Annotated in this window: 16 protein-coding genes and 1 pseudogene; 7 read left to right on the top strand and 10 right to left on the bottom strand. The window is 66.9% G+C overall.

The genetic code is table 11. The features are described from left to right. Nucleotides 1-72 precede the first annotated feature (72 nt). The 5 genes from A8G15_RS17520 to A8G15_RS17540 all read right to left on the bottom strand — a co-directional run bounded on the left by A8G15_RS17520 (nucleotide 73) and on the right by A8G15_RS17540 (nucleotide 4648). The gene (locus A8G15_RS17520; protein WP_068162433.1) at nucleotides 73-1242 is read right to left on the bottom strand and encodes an amidohydrolase family protein; all 1170 of its coding nucleotides are present in this window, start codon (nucleotides 1240-1242) and stop codon (nucleotides 73-75) included. Nucleotides 1243-1434: 192 nt separating this feature from the next. Continuing rightward, entirely contained in the window at nucleotides 1435-2676 is a 1242-nt protein-coding gene (locus tag A8G15_RS17525) for a cytochrome P450 (protein ID WP_068162214.1), read from the bottom strand. Nucleotides 2677-2702: 26 nt separating this feature from the next. Then, the gene (locus tag A8G15_RS17530; protein ID WP_068162215.1) at nucleotides 2703-2897 is read right to left on the bottom strand and encodes a ferredoxin; all 195 of its coding nucleotides are present in this window, start codon (nucleotides 2895-2897) and stop codon (nucleotides 2703-2705) included. Nucleotides 2898-2947: 50 nt separating this feature from the next. Next, a complete protein-coding gene (locus A8G15_RS17535; RefSeq protein WP_068162216.1) occupies nucleotides 2948-3595 on the bottom strand; it encodes a TetR/AcrR family transcriptional regulator in 648 nt (215 codons plus the stop codon). Between the two features lie 216 nt (nucleotides 3596-3811). Then, entirely contained in the window at nucleotides 3812-4648 is an 837-nt protein-coding gene (locus A8G15_RS17540; RefSeq protein WP_068162436.1) for an SDR family NAD(P)-dependent oxidoreductase, read from the bottom strand. A 704-nt stretch (nucleotides 4649-5352) separates the two neighbouring features. Between A8G15_RS17540 and A8G15_RS17545 the strand changes: the two genes are divergently transcribed. The 3 genes from A8G15_RS17545 to A8G15_RS17555 are packed head-to-tail and all read left to right on the top strand — an operon-like array spanning nucleotide 5353 to nucleotide 7878. Beyond that, nucleotides 5353-6213, top strand: coding sequence for a mycofactocin-coupled SDR family oxidoreductase (locus A8G15_RS17545; RefSeq protein ID WP_068162217.1), 861 nt, complete (start codon nucleotides 5353-5355; stop codon nucleotides 6211-6213). A 44-nt stretch (nucleotides 6214-6257) separates the two neighbouring features. Further along, nucleotides 6258-6449 carry a ferredoxin gene (locus A8G15_RS17550; RefSeq protein WP_068162218.1) on the top strand — a complete coding sequence of 64 codons (192 nt, stop codon included), beginning with the start codon at nucleotides 6258-6260 and terminating at the stop codon, nucleotides 6447-6449. 55 nt (nucleotides 6450-6504) lie between these two features. Continuing rightward, nucleotides 6505-7878 carry a cytochrome P450 gene (locus A8G15_RS17555; protein ID WP_068162219.1) on the top strand — a complete coding sequence of 458 codons (1374 nt, stop codon included), beginning with the start codon at nucleotides 6505-6507 and terminating at the stop codon, nucleotides 7876-7878. A gap of 281 nt (nucleotides 7879-8159) precedes the next feature. Here the strand turns inward: A8G15_RS17555 and A8G15_RS17560 are convergent, their stop codons facing one another. After that, a complete protein-coding gene (locus A8G15_RS17560; protein WP_245687881.1) occupies nucleotides 8160-8747 on the bottom strand; it encodes a hypothetical protein in 588 nt (195 codons plus the stop codon). A 365-nt stretch (nucleotides 8748-9112) separates the two neighbouring features. Continuing rightward, nucleotides 9113-9857, bottom strand: a pseudogene (locus A8G15_RS31910) (hypothetical protein). Nucleotides 9858-10334: 477 nt separating this feature from the next. Here A8G15_RS31910 and A8G15_RS17565 point away from each other — a divergent pair. Then, nucleotides 10335-11114, top strand: coding sequence for a hypothetical protein (locus A8G15_RS17565; protein WP_068162220.1), 780 nt, complete (start codon nucleotides 10335-10337; stop codon nucleotides 11112-11114). Nucleotides 11115-11131: 17 nt separating this feature from the next. Then, a complete protein-coding gene (locus A8G15_RS17570; RefSeq protein ID WP_425415103.1) occupies nucleotides 11132-11680 on the top strand; it encodes a twin-arginine translocation pathway signal in 549 nt (182 codons plus the stop codon). A 16-nt stretch (nucleotides 11681-11696) separates the two neighbouring features. Here A8G15_RS17570 and A8G15_RS17575 read toward each other — a convergent pair whose 3' ends face one another. After that, on the bottom strand, nucleotides 11697-12074 hold the full coding sequence (locus A8G15_RS17575; protein WP_068162221.1) for a VOC family protein: 378 nt from the start codon (nucleotides 12072-12074) through the stop codon (nucleotides 11697-11699). A gap of 55 nt (nucleotides 12075-12129) precedes the next feature. Continuing rightward, nucleotides 12130-13050, bottom strand: coding sequence for a hydrogen peroxide-inducible genes activator (locus A8G15_RS17580; protein ID WP_068162222.1), 921 nt, complete (start codon nucleotides 13048-13050; stop codon nucleotides 12130-12132). A gap of 82 nt (nucleotides 13051-13132) precedes the next feature. Between A8G15_RS17580 and A8G15_RS17585 the strand changes: the two genes are divergently transcribed. After that, on the top strand, nucleotides 13133-13849 hold the full coding sequence (locus tag A8G15_RS17585) for a PhzF family phenazine biosynthesis protein (RefSeq protein ID WP_068162223.1): 717 nt from the start codon (nucleotides 13133-13135) through the stop codon (nucleotides 13847-13849). Here A8G15_RS17585 and A8G15_RS17590 read toward each other — a convergent pair. Continuing rightward, a complete protein-coding gene (locus A8G15_RS17590) occupies nucleotides 13829-14518 on the bottom strand; it encodes a hypothetical protein (RefSeq protein ID WP_068162224.1) in 690 nt (229 codons plus the stop codon). The genes A8G15_RS17585 and A8G15_RS17590 overlap by 21 nt on opposite strands. Nucleotides 14519-14607: 89 nt before the next feature. Here A8G15_RS17590 and A8G15_RS17595 point away from each other — a divergent pair, with 89 nt between their 5' ends. After that, nucleotides 14608-14874: a hypothetical protein gene (locus A8G15_RS17595; RefSeq protein ID WP_068162225.1), complete on the top strand. Its 267-nt coding sequence runs from the start codon at nucleotides 14608-14610 to the stop codon at nucleotides 14872-14874. Nucleotides 14875-14879 lie beyond the last annotated feature (5 nt).

The following is a 14879-nucleotide window of genomic DNA, read 5'->3' on the forward strand; positions in this document are numbered from 1 at the left end:
ATGCCTCGGGACGGGCCCGTCCCGAGGCCCTCCCCGTCCACGGGCTCCTTCGTCCTCGGAGCTCGAGCATCGTCACAGGCCGAGGAAATCGATCACGTTCCCGCTGACGACGCGGGCCGCGGCATCCGGACCGACGGCGTCGACGACCGCTGCGAGAGACTTCTCCGAGTACCCGAACGTGCTCTCGTTGTGGGGATAGTCGGACGACCACATGATCTTGTCGATGCCGATCTCGTCTGCCATCGACAAACCCAGCGGATCCACCATGAACGAAGCCCACATGTGTTCGTCCCAGTAGTGCCGGATGTCGTGTTCGACGGGTCGATCGAGCATGTGCCGGAACGAGGCGAGCAGATGCTCGGCGTCCTGGATGGCGGCCGGCACCCAGTTGATCCCGCCTTCGAACCAGCCGATCCGCAGGCCCGGATGCCGGTCGATGATTCCGCTGAAGATGTACTTGGCGAACATCTCCCGGAACGGTGCGACATTGTGCATCATGCCGACCGCAACGCTGTTGACCTCGCACGGACTCGACAGTGGTGCTTCTCCGATGTGGTGCGAGAGCGGGACCCCGGAGGCCTCGATCTCGTCCCAGACCGGAATCATCGCCGAGCTGCCGTAATCGATCTGGTTGCCGTCGTTGTCCTTGCCCGCCGAGAGCGGAAGCAGGAAGGTCTTCAAACCGAGCGACTTCAGTTCCGCGAGCGTACGCCGGGCACCGTCCGCGTCCCACCAATTGATCAGGCCGACGCCGTAGAACCGGCCGTCGGAATTTTCCTGGAGTTCCGCGATGTACTCGTTGTAGACGCGGAAGGAGAGTTCTCGAATTTCCTTGTCCGGGTAGAACAGCAGGGCAAGCAATGCATTGGGAAACGCGAGTTCGACGTCGATTCCGTCTTCGGCGAGATCCCGAATTCGGGCGTCGAGGTGTGTACTGCCCGACCCTTCCAGCGGGTCGTACTGCATGAGCACGTGGCTGAAATCGCCGGGCAGGAAGGACTTGCCCTTCCGTCCGAGCTGATATGCACCCTCCTCGTACCAGACGCGGGGAGCACGGTCCTTCAACTCTTCCGGAAATCGCTCGAAGAAGATGTCGTCCGCCAGCGAAATGTGGTTGTCGGCAGAGAACACTTTCGTACCTGCGGGCAACCCCAGCCCGCCTGCGGCGTGCCCTCGCCGGTCCTTCGGGGGACCGAAGCCCCCGGGCGGATACAGCGACGGGGTCGAATTCGGAACCGGCATCTTGACTCTCCAGATCGGATCGATTGGTTCACACATGTCGGACGCGACATCGGTTCGATGTCCGTCGAATTCTGTTCGAAACCCGAAACTGCTGCATTACAACATATTCGGAGTTCGCCCCTCCGGTTGCCCGATCGGAACCGAGCGCGGAAGGACCGTACGGGAGGATCGGAGGTCTCCCCGACCCGGTGATCACCACACGACGGGCAGCGCGTAGACACCGAACGCGAGCCGGTCGTGCTTGAACTCGACTTCTTCGAACGGAATCGCCAGGCGCAGAGTCGGAATACGGCGAAGCAGAGTGCTGTAGACGATCTGCAGCTCCACCCGCGCGAGCTGCTGTCCGACGCACTGGTGCGGCCCGAAGCCGAAACCGACGTGCAGACGGGCCGGCCGGTGCACATCCAGTTTCTCCGGTTCGGGAAACGCTTTGGCGTCCCAGTTGGCCGGGGCGAGATCGACGATGATGCCCTCACCCGCGCGGATCGTCTCGCCGGCGATGTCGATGTCCTCCACCGCGACGCGGCGCTGACCGTTCTGGATGATGCTCAGGTAGCGCAGCAACTCCTCGACCGCGTTGGCCAGGACCTTCTTGTCGTCGGTGTCGCGGACAACGGCGAGCTGCTCGGGGTGTCGCAACAGCGCCAGAGTTCCGAGCGCGATCATGTTGGCGCTGGTCTCGTGGCCGGCGATGAGCAGGCCCGTACCGAGCTGCGCGGCTTCCTTCATGCTGATCTCACCGGTTCGGACGCGTTCGCCCAGTGCGGACACGACATCCTCGGCCGGTTCGTCGATCTTCGATTCGATCAACTTGATCAGGTACTTCGCCAGGCCGGTCCGGCCTTCGGCGGCCTGCTCGGCGGTTGCGTACCGGTCGACGCCGATCGTGGCGTGCGACTGGAAGAACTCGTGGTCCTCATAGGGCACACCGAGCATCTCACTGATGACCAGGGACGGAACCGGGAGCGCGAGGGTTTCGACGAGATCCGCGGGCTGCGGTCCGGCGAGAATCGCGTCGATGTGCTCGTCGGTGATCCGCTGGACCGCCGGGCGCAGCGCGTCGACCCGCTTGAGGGTGAACGGCTTGGTGAGCATCCGCCGGAACCGGGTGTGTTCCTCCCCGTCGGAGGTGAACACCGAGCGCGGGCGCTTGTGCACCGTCGAGAGCATGCCCTCGTTCCAGTGCGGGAACCCCGGCTTGCGGTCGTCGACGCTGACCCGCGGGTCGGACATCAGTTCCTTGAGTTCGGCATAGCCGGTGACCAACCACGGAGTGCTGCCGTCCCAGATGCGAACCCGGCTGAGCGGACGCTGCGCGCCCATGTCCCGCACCTGCGGCGGTGGAGCGAACGGGCATTCCGCGTCCCGGTCCATCGGGTACTCGGGAACGTCTGCAGCGGTGAAACTTTCGGGTCCTGACAGCGTGTCGGACATCTTGCTCCTCGTGATGGGTCGCGGGGTCATTCCTCGATACGGACAGCCAGTGCGGGGCACATCGCCGCGGCCTCGCGAACACCGTCGGCGAGGTCCTCCGATGGGCTGTCGTCGAGCAGCACGACGATGCCGTCGTCGTCTCGCTGGTCGAAAACCTCGTCGGCGTGCGCGACACACTGCCCTGCGGCGATGCATCTGTCCTGGTCCACGTAGACCTTCATGGCGTCTTCCTTCTGGGTGCGTGAGGGGCCGCTGCGCCGGGAACCGCTGGTCAGCCGGTCGTGGCAGGTGCCAGCAACAGACCGGTGATCGCGTCGATCAGGCTGGTGCCCGTCGCGGTCCAATCGGATCCGTTGCCGCCGTCCGCGAGCGTGCGCTCGAGCTGGGCGCTCGTGTGCACGATGAGCAATCGGGCCATCGCGAAGCGTTCGCGGCGAACATCGGCCGGCAGGTCGGGCAACGACCGTTCCAATCCTTCGATGATGGTCATCAGTGACGGGGAGGTCAGCGACTCCCCCGACACCACGTCGCGGAACGTGGGATCGGGCATGAGCTGTGCGCTGAATCGCGCGTACCACGTGGGGTTTCCGAGTGAATCGAGATGCTCGGTCAGCGGACGCACCAGGCAGGTCACCCAGTCCCGGACATCGGTGGAGTCGCCGACCTGCGCGACCATCTGGTGGCACAGTCGTTCGACGTGCGCGTTGTGTTTACGCACGATGGCCCGGACCAGATCGATCTTGGTTCCGAAGTGGTATCCGACGGCAGCGTTGTTTCCCTGGCCGGCTTCTTCGCTGACCTGCCGGTTGGAGACGGACGCGATGCCCCGCTCGGCGAACAGCCGCTCGGCGGCAGCGAGAATCGCCCCCCGGGTCGCGCTGACACGCTCGGCGCGAGCTGTTCGATGTGCGGTGGTCATCGCATCCGCTCCTTGTGTGCCCCACCCAGCGAGGCATCGGTCCTCGTTTCGGGTGGGGACGTTCCGATCGGGGGTGGCCACCCGAGCCTTCACCCGGGCGGCCTCCTCGACCCCATCCCCCGTGATCCCCATCACAGTAGAACCCACCGCTGACGTTAAGTCAAGCAGTTGATTTAAATTGTCGGCCTGCGAAACCACACGGTCGGGCTCCCTCCCTCAGGACGACGGCGCAGCTACGGACTGCGTGGGAACAACCTTCCTGCGCAACGGCTTTCCGGCGGTCGTACCACCGTCGACGGGCAGCACCGTACCGGTGAGATAGCGCGCCCGATCCCCCGCGAAGTACAGCGCCGCTTCTGCGACATCCTCCGGGGTCCCGTCCCGTTCGAGCGGCCGGTCGGTCTGCATCGATGCGCGGACCGCACGCGTGAGCCGGTCGCTGCGCTCGTCGGCCATCGTCGTCATGGACGTCGCGAGCAGGGCCGTGGGAATGCTGCCCGGCGCAATGCAGTTGACGCGGATGTCGTACTGCGCCAACTCGATCGCCGCCGACTTCGTGAACTGGACGATCGCGGCCTTCGACGCCCGGTAGGTCATCACGCCGCCGCCGGCCTGAACACCGCCGATCGAGGACATGTTGACTATCGACCCACCCCCGTGCTCGGCCATGTGCAAGGCCGCGTGCCGGGTGCCCGCCATGACACCGAGCAGGTTGACCGCCATGACCTTTCCGAAGTCGGCGAGATCGTCGTGGAGGAAGCTCTTGTGCATCTTTCCCGGAATCCCGGCGTTGTTGCACATGACGTCGAGTCCGCCGAAGCGATCGACCGCGAATTCGACCGTGGCCGCGACCTGCTCGATCTCCCCGACGTCGGTGTACCGGAACACCGACGCCGGGCCGCAGGCCCGGACCAGATCCTCTCCACGCTCACGTTCCACATCCGCCACGACCACCCGAGCACCCTCGGCGATGTACCGCTCGACGATCGCTCGGCCGATCCCCGATGCTCCACCGGTGACGACGGCGACCTTGCCGGACAGTTCGTTGACCATCGATTCCATTTCCTTTCGATTCGGAGACCGCTCACGGGACGCATCTTCGTCTCGACCGGTCTGACGTTTGCCGGAGCGCCGCCGGAAGCCGACGTCGTGCGCACCGGAAACGTGGTGTACATCGGAGAAACCGCGCAACGGTCGGACGCCAGGCCACGGAGCTTCGAGCTGCACGCACCGCGCCGTCGGCCGTGGCCGCGTGCACCCCCCGATGCGCTGCAGTTCTCGTGCCGCGGCACCCGGGCGGCGCTGTCGGAATGCACCGACGCAGGAACGGCGAGTTCCGCCTCCTTCGATCCCCGAACTCGACGCAAGGTCCCGCCGGTCGCGAGCGTACGGGAAAGGACGTTCCGGAGGACAGAGAATCCCTTGTTCTTCACCGTTCGACGAGACCATTTCGCTGCGCGAACGAACATAGAATCGGCGACATCCCGGCTCCGCCAACGACTCCCGGCGGGGTGAATGTCCGAATCCTTGCCCGAACCCTCGGTGAAGAGTATGATTCTCGCCACGGGAAATGACCATTCCAATTTGGGGGCAATGGCGATTCGCCGGGGATCCACCCCACGCACAGCTCCCTTTCACCGACCACGCGCGGGCCCCGCCCCGAGTACCCCGAGGTGCCCGACCGACAGCCGAGACTCCCGGTTCGCCCGGTACCCGGCCGACGGCCCGAGCGACAACAGACACAGGAGGGAAACATCGTGGGACGAGTTGAAGGCAAGGTTGCTTTCGTCACCGGCGCTGCGCGTGGGCAGGGACGGAGTCACGCAGTTCGCCTGGCCGAGGAGGGTGCGGACATCATCGCGATCGACCTGTGCCAGGACATCTCGACGATCGGGTACGCGATGGCCCGCCCGGAGGATCTCGAGGAAACGGCCCGGTTGGTCGAGAAGACCGGACGCCGGATCGTGACGGCACAGGCGGATGTACGTGACGTCGCGCAGTTGCGGGCGGCGGTGGAGGCGGGGATCGCCGAGTTCGGGAAACTCGACATCGTTGTCGCCCAGGCCGGCGTCGCCGGAATGAAGGGCGAACCGCAGATCCAGGCCTGGTGCGATGTCATCGACACGAACCTGATCGGCACGATCAACGCCATCCAGGTGTCGCTGCCGCACCTCGGCGACGGCGCCGCGATCGTCGCAACCGGCTCGACGGCCGCACTGATGGACACCTCGAAGGTCGACAATCCGGGTTCCGATCTCGGCGGCATGGCCTACGTGCATTCCAAGCGGGCGCTGACCCACTACGTCTACGACCTCGCCACTCACCTCGCGCCGCGCGGCATCCGCGCCAACGTCGTTCATCCGACCAACTGCAACACCGCGATGCTGCAGAGCGAACCGATGTACCGATCCTTCCGCCCCGATCTCGAGCATCCGACCCGCGCGGATGCCGAGCCTGCGTTCGGGGTACAGCAGGCGATGCGCATTCCCTACATCGAGCCCGAGGACATCAGCAACGCGATCGTCTACCTCGTCTCCGAGGAGGCCCGCTACGTCACCGGCGTGCAGCTGCGCGTGGACGGCGGTGGCTACCTCAAGTGGTACGACTACCACGTCTGATCCCCCGACGTGCACGGATTCACGACAACGCGAAGGAACAGTCAATGAAGGTCGAAGTCAATTCGCAACGGTGCCAGGGGCATACACTCTGCGCGATGAGCGCCCCGGGCGCCTTCGAGCTGAGCGAGATCGACGGTCACGCGTCGGCGGTGTTCGACCGGGTCCCGGCCGATCAGGAAGAACAGGTGCGGGAGGCAGCGCGATCGTGCCCCGAACAAGCCGTGTCCATCTTCTGATCACACCCGACCAGCCGAGCATCGTGCACCGCGACCAGCCGAGGGGAACTTCATCGTGACGACCGACAACATCATCACCGACGAGGATCGCAAGAAGAATCGATACCACTTCGACCGCCACACACCCGAATACCGGCATCGGTTCGAGTCGATCACCGAGGAGATGCACGAAACGTGTCCGGTCGCGTGGTCGGACACCTACGAAGGCCACTGGGTCGCCAGCAGCAGTGCCGCGGTCTTCGAACTGGCCCGGTGTCCGCATATTTCGAACGACCACGACATCAACAACGAACGCAAGGGCTACAAGGGCATCTCGATCCCGACGGCCCAGCGGGCGTCGCTCGTGCGGGGCGGCATTCTGGAAATGGACGATCCGGAACACCGGGACTACCGACAGGCACTCAATCCCTATCTGTCGCCGGCAGCGGTGCAGCGCTGGAAGCCGTTCATCGACGAGGTCGTCCGCGCGAGTCTCGACGAAAAGATCGAGCAGGGCCGAATCGACTTCGTCGACGACCTCGCCAACGTGGTGCCCGCGGTACTGACCCTGGCGATGCTGGGAATCCCGCTGAAGCAGTGGTCGATCTACAGCGAACCGGTCCACGCGTCGGTGTACACACCGGAGAGCTCTCCCGACGCCGCACGGGTCGCCGAGATGCACCGGGCGATGGGGCTGGATCTGCTGACCAACATGCACGAGATCCGTCAGAACCCACGGCCGGGGCTGGTCAACGCGCTCATCGACCTGCGCATCGACGGTGAACCCGCCCCGGACCTCGAGCTGCTGGGAATGCTGGGGCTGATCATCGGTGGCGGCTTCGACACCACGACGGCGCTGACCGCGCACGCCCTCGAATGGCTTTCGGAGAATCCCGAACAACGCGACGAACTCAGCCGCGAACGCGACACCCTGCTCGACTCCGCGACCGAGGAATTCCTCCGCTACTTCACGCCCGCACCCGGTGACGGACGCACGATCGCGACGGATTTCGAGGCAGGAGGTACCGAGTTCAAGGAAGGCGAGCGTCTTTGGCTGTCCTGGGCGATGGCGAACCGCGACCCTTCCCTGTTCCCCGATCCGAACCGGATCATCATGGACCGCAAGGCCAATCGCCACTTCAGCTTCGGACTCGGAATACACCGGTGCATCGGATCGAACGTGGCGCGCACGGTGTTCAAGTCGATGCTCACCGCCGTCCTGGACCGTATGCCCGACTACCGGTGCGATCCGGAAGGCACCGTTCACTACGAGACGATCGGTGTCATCCAGGGTATGCGCAATCTGCCGGCGACCTTCACTCCTGGGAAGCGACTCGGCCCCGGACTCGACGAAACGCTCGACAAGCTCCAACGTCTGTGCGACGAGCAGGATCTCGCGGCCCCGGTGACGGTGCGCCGCGACGCGGCACAGATCGGGGACCTGCAGTGATCACACCTGTGGACTGAACACACCATCGATCGGCGCGAACGTGCCTGTGCGCGCACCATCGCCTCGACCACCTTCCCGGAGGCGGTCGAGGCGATGGTGCGCATGGCAGGGGTCGCGCGTGCGCTCGCGCACGACGACAGACGGATGCGTTCACCAGCCGGAGATCGGGTGCGGGCCACGACGCCGCAGCCGTCCCACTCGTGATCGAAATAACTTTCGATACAAGCCATTCCGGTCGGAGAGCAGCCGAGTCGCCATGACCGCGCCGCCTCCGCGGGGAGTCACCCGGCGGGCAGGAGGTCCGATCGCACCCGAGGCCGCGACAGGCGGCCGGTACAGAAGGTCTCGGCGGCCGCCACGTCGGGTTCCGTCGCCCCCGCCGCGACGAGGGCCTGGGCCTTGAACGCCCTCGCGGCCAGACTCAGGCGGTGCTGCACGAGTCGTACGTCACTGTCGAGTTCGGGCGGAATCCGATCGCCCCACAGGGTCACTTCCGTGGGGTGGTGCCCCAGCGCGGCGTGGACGCCGTCCCGTACTCGAATATCCGAGCTGTACAGGTCCGACTCGACCGCCACGGTGTGCGGATACATCCCGTTGCGGCGCGACTCCAGGACGGATTCCAGATCGCCCGTGCCCACCCCCAGGATCCGCAGCGGGCGCAGATCGGATGCATCCTGCACGAAGACCGTGACGTTCCAGCCGGCCATGACGCGATCGAACAGCCAGCCACCGGCGAACCGGACGACATCCGCGGTGTTCAGCGCGACGACGTCGAGTCGGTACCGGGAGTCGAAGGGGTCGGATTCCGCGATCGACCCCGTATCCCCCGAGTCCTTCCGGTTCGCCGTGTCCAACTGCCGAGCGGTCATGGAAAGTTCCTTTCTGCCTGACGAGACCGAATTACCCTGACGATCGACCGGTCCGGCGCCGGCCGGCAAGCGCGGTGCGCTTCGTCGGCCGTGGCGTACCGGGTTCTTTCGAACTGCATTCCCCTCGAATCCCCGGCAACGCGTGCACCCGTGTGCGCGTCGCACGGCAACGATGTGTCACGGCAACCCCCTGCGAACCGAGAACCTAGTAAACACACAGTAGGTTGGTTTGCCAGATGTGACAAGGGTCTCATTTGAAACAGGTTCAGCCACCCGCCACACCCGCGGTCGAGCTGACCCGCCTCACGCACCGGCCGGCACGCCGAGGCACGAACGACATGCGAACCATCGTTCACACCAACACATTACGAGCTTTCGGCAACAACGCCCGGGCGGCGCGGCAACGTCCGGCCCGGAAGACCGGCGGCCCCCGGGTGGCGATTACACGTTACGCTCGGTTCAACCTCAGGCACCGAAGCATCGAGGTCGGCGCTCGTCCCGAGATCGGCGTACGCCGCCGAACAGCGCTCCGCAAGCGCAAAGGCAATGTCCGGGCGCTGCCACAGATCCCTCGATATTCCTCGACCAGGTCACGCTCGGCGCGCCGACGGTCCTCGACCGTCGGCGCCCCTGCAGAAGCAACCGAGATCGAGCGACCAGTTCCCTTTCCGAACTACCTGCGAGTCGAGAAAATCCCACGTCGCCGTCCGGCAGCACATAGGTGTTTCCGATATGCGGGTGGACAAGGGTGCGCGTCGAACGGGTCAGGGTGCGGATGTCCCGAGTCCGGATGTCGTCGATCAGGCGACCGATCGTGAGCGTCCGAACCTCCGGAGACGCCGCCGCTCCCAGCCGCTCGAGGCCGGCCGGGAGCGGCGCGATCTCCATTCCTCCCCACGGCGAAGAGCCGCGGCTCATGAAACAAACCGCGCGTCGCACGAATGAGTTCCTCGGGCCGGATCGCCCGCTTTCAGAATGACAGTGGCCGGACCCTCGCCCTCGAAAATTGCTCAGCGCGAGCCCGACACGGCGGTTCGTCCCGTCGTCGCGACATCGGCATCCACCCGTTGACACGGACCTCCGGATGCGTTGCGCCAGAGCCGCCGTCATCCATTCCGGCGTGATGCCGCTCCACTCCCCGGGCACCGACAGTCCTGTACACGCGGCGGGATATTCGTTGGGCATTCGCCCACCTTCCGAGAGTTCGATGGACAGCACTCGGACAGGGACGGATCACGATGTCTCCACGGCGGCGACAACCCTCATCGTCCCGCGAACAAAACTCTGGCAGTGACACTTTCGGCCCCCGGGGAGTCACCCCACAGTCCCGGACCGCCCCGGTTGCCGATCGTCGCGAACCCAACTCCCCCGGACCCTCCCGCCGCGACCACCTCCAACTGTGGCACATCACAGCGTTTGTCCGATTCTCCCTGTGTTCCGGATCATTTCGGACTATCACGGCACAGGGCGGCAAGACACATTTCGTCGGGCCGAACGTTGACGCCGAACCCGAAGATGCGGAAGTGTACGGGCGGAGCGCCCGTGCCGGGTCGAGGTTCGCTCGGTGCTCGAACCAAGGAGGTGCCCATGCCGGACCGTGCGCCGTCGCCGACAGACGCCGAGTCGCTACTTCTCGCCGCGGAGGAAGCCGAAGCCGAAGCGGTCGCCGCCGACGCCCGCGCTCGCGCCGCGCGGCTGCGTCTGCAGGCACGCTCGGCCGACGCGGGAGATTCCGGCGAGCTGTCCGACAGCACCGCAGCGGCCGACAGCACCGCCCACACGGACGGGAACGCCGAATCGCCGCGGGCAGTCGTCTCCGGCGCGGACACTCGACCCGAAGCCACCGCGACGGAAGCGACCGACCCGGAGGGCGCAGCGGCGGGTGGCCGTCGAAGGATGCTCGCGGGTGCGGCTGCCATCGCAGTGATCTGTGCGGCCGTCGCATCCTGTGCCTACATGGTGTGGCATCACGTCGACGCGCGCGATCGAGACCGCCGCGCGGCGGAGTTCGAAGCGGCGGCACGGCAGGGTGTCGTGACGCTGACGACGCTGGATTTCAGCGACGCCGACGCCGATGTCCAGCGGGTTCTCGACAACTCGACCGGCGAGTTCCACGACGACTTCCGAAGCCGGGCCGAGGAGGTCGTCGGCATCGTCCAGGAGTCGAACGTCGCGACCGAGGGAACGATCGATGCGGCCGCCGTGGAATCGATGACGGACGACTCCGCGGTGGTGCTGGTGTCCGCGACCTCGAAGGTGACGAATGCCGCGGGTGCCGACCAGGAACCACGGGTGTGGCGGCTCAGCGTGACCGTCACCCGTGACGGTGAGCAGGCGAAGATGTCGAAAGTGGAGTTCGTGCCGTGACGATCGAATCCGAGAAGATGCCGGTGGACGCCGGGCAGGTGGAAGCGGATACCGACGAGGCGACCGCCACGGCCGGTCCCCGGCGGCTGATGTCCGCGCGGATACTGCTGCCGTTGCTGACCCTCGTGTCCGTTGCGGTGGCGTCCGGGGTGTACTTCGGCCTGTACCGGGACGACCTCCGCACCGATGATGACGCGGCACACGCGGCACTCGACGCCGCCACCAGCGGAACGACAGCGCTGCTGTCCTACGCTCCCGACACGATCGACGAGGATCTTGCGACCGCCAAGTCGTTTCTGACGGGGGATTTCCTCGCGTACTACACGGAATTCACCGATCAGGTCGTCGCGCCGGCCGCGCGCGAGAAGTCGGTCGCCACAACCGCCACGGTGGTGCGAGCTGCCGTCTCGGACCTGGAGGCGGAGGCGGCCACCGTGCTGGTCTTCACGAATCAGGTGACCACGAGCGCCGACGAACCCGACCCGACCGCGCGGTCGAGCAGTGTCCTGGTGACGCTGTCCAAGGTCGAGGGCAGATGGCTGATCTCGGCGTTCGATCCGGTCTGATCCGGCCGGGTCCGCCTCATCCGGCGACCACGAGACAGAACACGTGGCCGCCGGGATCGCGATAGGTGCGGAACGTCGGGCTCTCGTTCGGCCCGAGCACGCGGACCGCCCCGTGCCGCAGGGCCCAGCTCTCCGCGGCGACGAGGTCGGCGACGTGGAGGTCGAGGTGGGCACGCAGGGGCACCGTCTCACCGGGCCAGCTCGGAGGGACGTGCGCGGGCGCCCGCTGGAAGGCCAGCCCTCCCCCAGCCGGCGCCCGCAACTGCACCCAGCGGTCGTCGGTGGCGGCGTCGTCGAGGTCCCAGCCGAGCAGGGCCGCATAGAACGCGGCCAGCCCGTGTGGATCCGGGGTATCGAGGACGAACACCTGCAGACCGATCTCGGGACGCGACATGTCGCCATGATGCTCCCCCCGTCCGCCGGCCGCAGGATGTTCGGGTGGAGGTCCGCTAGCGAGCGCCCTCCGGCGCGACGTCCCGCAGTACATCGGCAAGCGCGCGATAGTCGTCGGCGCGACCGCTCGACGACCGGAACACCAGGCCGATGGTGCGCCCGGGGGTCGGTGCGTCGAACCGCGCGACCGCGAGATCCCCGGCCGCGCACTCCACCGCCACCGACGACGCCGGGATCAGCGTGACACCGAGTCCACCGGCGACGCATCGCACGACCGTGGCGAGGGAAGTCGCCCGGGTGTCGCCGGAGAGCGGGTGCGCATCGACCGACCGGCACAGGTCCAGAGTCTGGTCCCGAAGGCAGTGCCCTTCGTCGAGCAGCAGCAGCGGAAGTTCGTCGAGCACGGTCAGCGGTACGTCGTCGCGACCGGCGAGCGTGTGGTCCGGGGGGACGACGAGCACGAAGTCCTCTGCGTAGAGCGGGATCTCCACCAGTCCCGATGTCCCGGACGGCAGGGCGAGCACCGCGGCGTCGAGGGTTCCGCCGCGCAGCGACTCGAGCAGCCGCGCCGTCTGGTCCTCGATGACGTGCAGCGACAGCGACGGCATGCGGGTCCGCAGTTCGGGCAGCAGGGTCGGCAGCACGTAGGGCGCGACGGTGGGAATCAGGCCGAGACGCAACGGTCCGCTCAGTGGATCGGTGACGCCCGCGGCCGCGGCGACGAACCCGTCGGCGGCCTCCACGATGGCCTTGGCCTGGTTCAGCAGCCGGGCGCCGTCCGGGGTCACCAGCACACGACGCGTGCTGCGTTCGATCAACTGCACGCCGAGACCGGCCTCGAGCGACGCGAGGCCCTGCGACAGCGTCGGCTGGCTCACATTCAGGCGCGCAGCCGCCGTACCGAAATGACGGTGGGTGGCCACGGCGACGAACGCTCGGAGTTGCGACAGGGTCGGCTGATACTGCTGATCGGACACGCCTATCAGTATATCCGGACCGATCATCTTTACCTTTGGAATACCTGCGGACCGGACTCCGGCACCGCGCTAGGGTCGGTCGATGACCCTCCAGCTCGACGTCGTCCGGGTGTTCACCGACGACCGCGGACAACACGGCAATGCGCTCGGAATCGTGCTCGACGCAGATGTCGGCGCCGCCGGCGGTCGGCCCCGTGCCGGCACCGCCGAACGTCAGCGGATCGCCGCGGAACTCGGGTACAGCGAGACGATCTTCGTCGAACCGCCCCGGCCCGGTGGGACGCGTGCACGCGCGCGGATCTTCACGCCCGCGGTCGAACTTCCCTTCGCAGGACACCCCACGGTCGGACTGTCCTGGTGGCTCCGCGACCGCGGTACACCGATCGACACCCTGGAGGTCCCGGCCGGACCGGTATCGGTGCGGTACACCGGCGACATCGTCCGGGTGAGTGCGCGTGCGGAGTGGGCGCCGGCGTTCGTACTCGAACAACGACCGTCCGCGGACGACGTGGAGCGGTGCAGTCCCGGCGACCGTGCGGACACAGCGGAGTCGTACGTGTGGGCGTGGACCGACGAAGCGGCAGGCGCCGTGCGGACCCGGATGTTCGCCCCGGCCTTCGGCATTCCCGAGGACGAGGCGACCGGTGCGGCCGCGGTCCGCCTGACCGCACATCTGAGACGCGACCTCGACATCACCCAGGGTCGCGGATCACGGATCCGGACGACGTGGCTGCCGGACGGGCGCGTCGAGGTGGGCGGCCGCGTCGAGCGCTGCGCGTCACGCACCCTCGCCGGCTGATTCTCTCCCGGCCGCGAGATCTTCCTCGTCGAGGAGCACCTCGATCTCGCCGCCGAACTCGACTCCGGGTGCGAGCGGAAGCCGGTCACCGCTCCAGAACCGGCCCGGGTCGTACCAGTTGCTGCCACGCCGTCGCTGCTCGAGCAGCCCCATCTCCTCCATCGTCACGGCAACCACCTCGGCGCAGTACGCGCTCTCGATGCTCACGTCCGGCGCCTTCCGACGTCGCGGCAGGCGACCGGCGAACCAGCGGCCAGTCAATTTCGCGGTGGACGGAAACGGCGTGCCGTCGAGCCGGGCGATCGACCGCAGAAGCTGGTCCTCCTGCTCCGCGCCGACCTGCGCCGAGATCTGGCGGAGCCAGCCGCGCTGCCCGTACCGGGCGCTCCACACCCGGACCGCGCTGCGCAGATCGTGGAGCTGCACCCCGCGCTGGTGCCGTCCGGTCCACATGTCCGGCAGGCTCTTTCCGAGCTCGGCGTGCCACATCAACGGGGGCAGGTCGTCGAGAACGACCGCCATCCCCACATGATTGACCGGTGCGTTCGTCAGCGTCTGGATCGCCCGGTCGGCTCCACTGCTGCCCCGGAAGATCCACAGGTCCCCGGTGCGGGTGATCGCCACCGCCTCGTCGAGGGTGATCCGGGACCGTGCCGCGCTGTGCTCCATGCCCGACAGCCTTCCATGCCGGGACGGAAGGATCGGTGGGCCGGCTCCGCCCGGGTGGCGCGACCTGCCGCCCGGATAGGGTCAGGGCCATGGCACTTCGGGGCAGGCAGTGGTGGAAGCTGGTCGGGCTGGCCGGCGTGGTCGGGGTCGCGGCGACCGGAGCGGTCGCGGTACGCGCGGAACGCAAGCGCCGGGGATACACACCGGACCAGGTGCGCTCGGTCCTGCACGAGCGGTACGCGCAGGCGACCGCCGCACAGGACGGCTCGAACGAGGTCCCGCTGACGGAGGTCCCGCCGACGCCGGTCACCCGGATACGCCGGGCACTGCGCCGGCTGCGTCCCCGTAGCCGCTGACCCGG

This window comes from Rhodococcus phenolicus (assembly GCF_001646785.1).
GTDB classification, from domain to species: Bacteria; Actinomycetota; Actinomycetes; order Mycobacteriales; family Mycobacteriaceae; genus Rhodococcus; species Rhodococcus phenolicus.

Bases quoted from the DNA above. Each gene is read 5' to 3' on its own strand.
- A8G15_RS17570 (WP_425415103.1), top strand. From the start codon at position 11,132: ATGCCGGTGGACGCCGGGCAGGTGGAAGCGGATACCGACGAGGCGACC.
- A8G15_RS17530 (WP_068162215.1), bottom strand. From the start codon at position 2,897: ATGAAGGTCTACGTGGACCAGGACAGATGCATCGCCGCAGGGCAGTGT.
- A8G15_RS17550 (WP_068162218.1), top strand. From the start codon at position 6,258: ATGAAGGTCGAAGTCAATTCGCAACGGTGCCAGGGGCATACACTCTGC.
- A8G15_RS17540 (WP_068162436.1), bottom strand. From the start codon at position 4,648: ATGGTCAACGAACTGTCCGGCAAGGTCGCCGTCGTCACCGGTGGAGCA.
- A8G15_RS17585 (WP_068162223.1), top strand. From the start codon at position 13,133: ATGACCCTCCAGCTCGACGTCGTCCGGGTGTTCACCGACGACCGCGGA.
- A8G15_RS17535 (WP_068162216.1), bottom strand. From the start codon at position 3,595: ATGACCACCGCACATCGAACAGCTCGCGCCGAGCGTGTCAGCGCGACC.
- A8G15_RS17520 (WP_068162433.1), bottom strand. From the start codon at position 1,242: ATGCCGGTTCCGAATTCGACCCCGTCGCTGTATCCGCCCGGGGGCTTC.
- A8G15_RS17560 (WP_245687881.1), bottom strand. From the start codon at position 8,747: ATGACCGCTCGGCAGTTGGACACGGCGAACCGGAAGGACTCGGGGGAT.
- A8G15_RS17525 (WP_068162214.1), bottom strand. From the start codon at position 2,676: ATGTCCGACACGCTGTCAGGACCCGAAAGTTTCACCGCTGCAGACGTT.
- A8G15_RS17565 (WP_068162220.1), top strand. From the start codon at position 10,335: ATGCCGGACCGTGCGCCGTCGCCGACAGACGCCGAGTCGCTACTTCTC.
- A8G15_RS17590 (WP_068162224.1), bottom strand. From the start codon at position 14,518: ATGGAGCACAGCGCGGCACGGTCCCGGATCACCCTCGACGAGGCGGTG.
- A8G15_RS17575 (WP_068162221.1), bottom strand. From the start codon at position 12,074: ATGTCGCGTCCCGAGATCGGTCTGCAGGTGTTCGTCCTCGATACCCCG.
- A8G15_RS17595 (WP_068162225.1), top strand. From the start codon at position 14,608: ATGGCACTTCGGGGCAGGCAGTGGTGGAAGCTGGTCGGGCTGGCCGGC.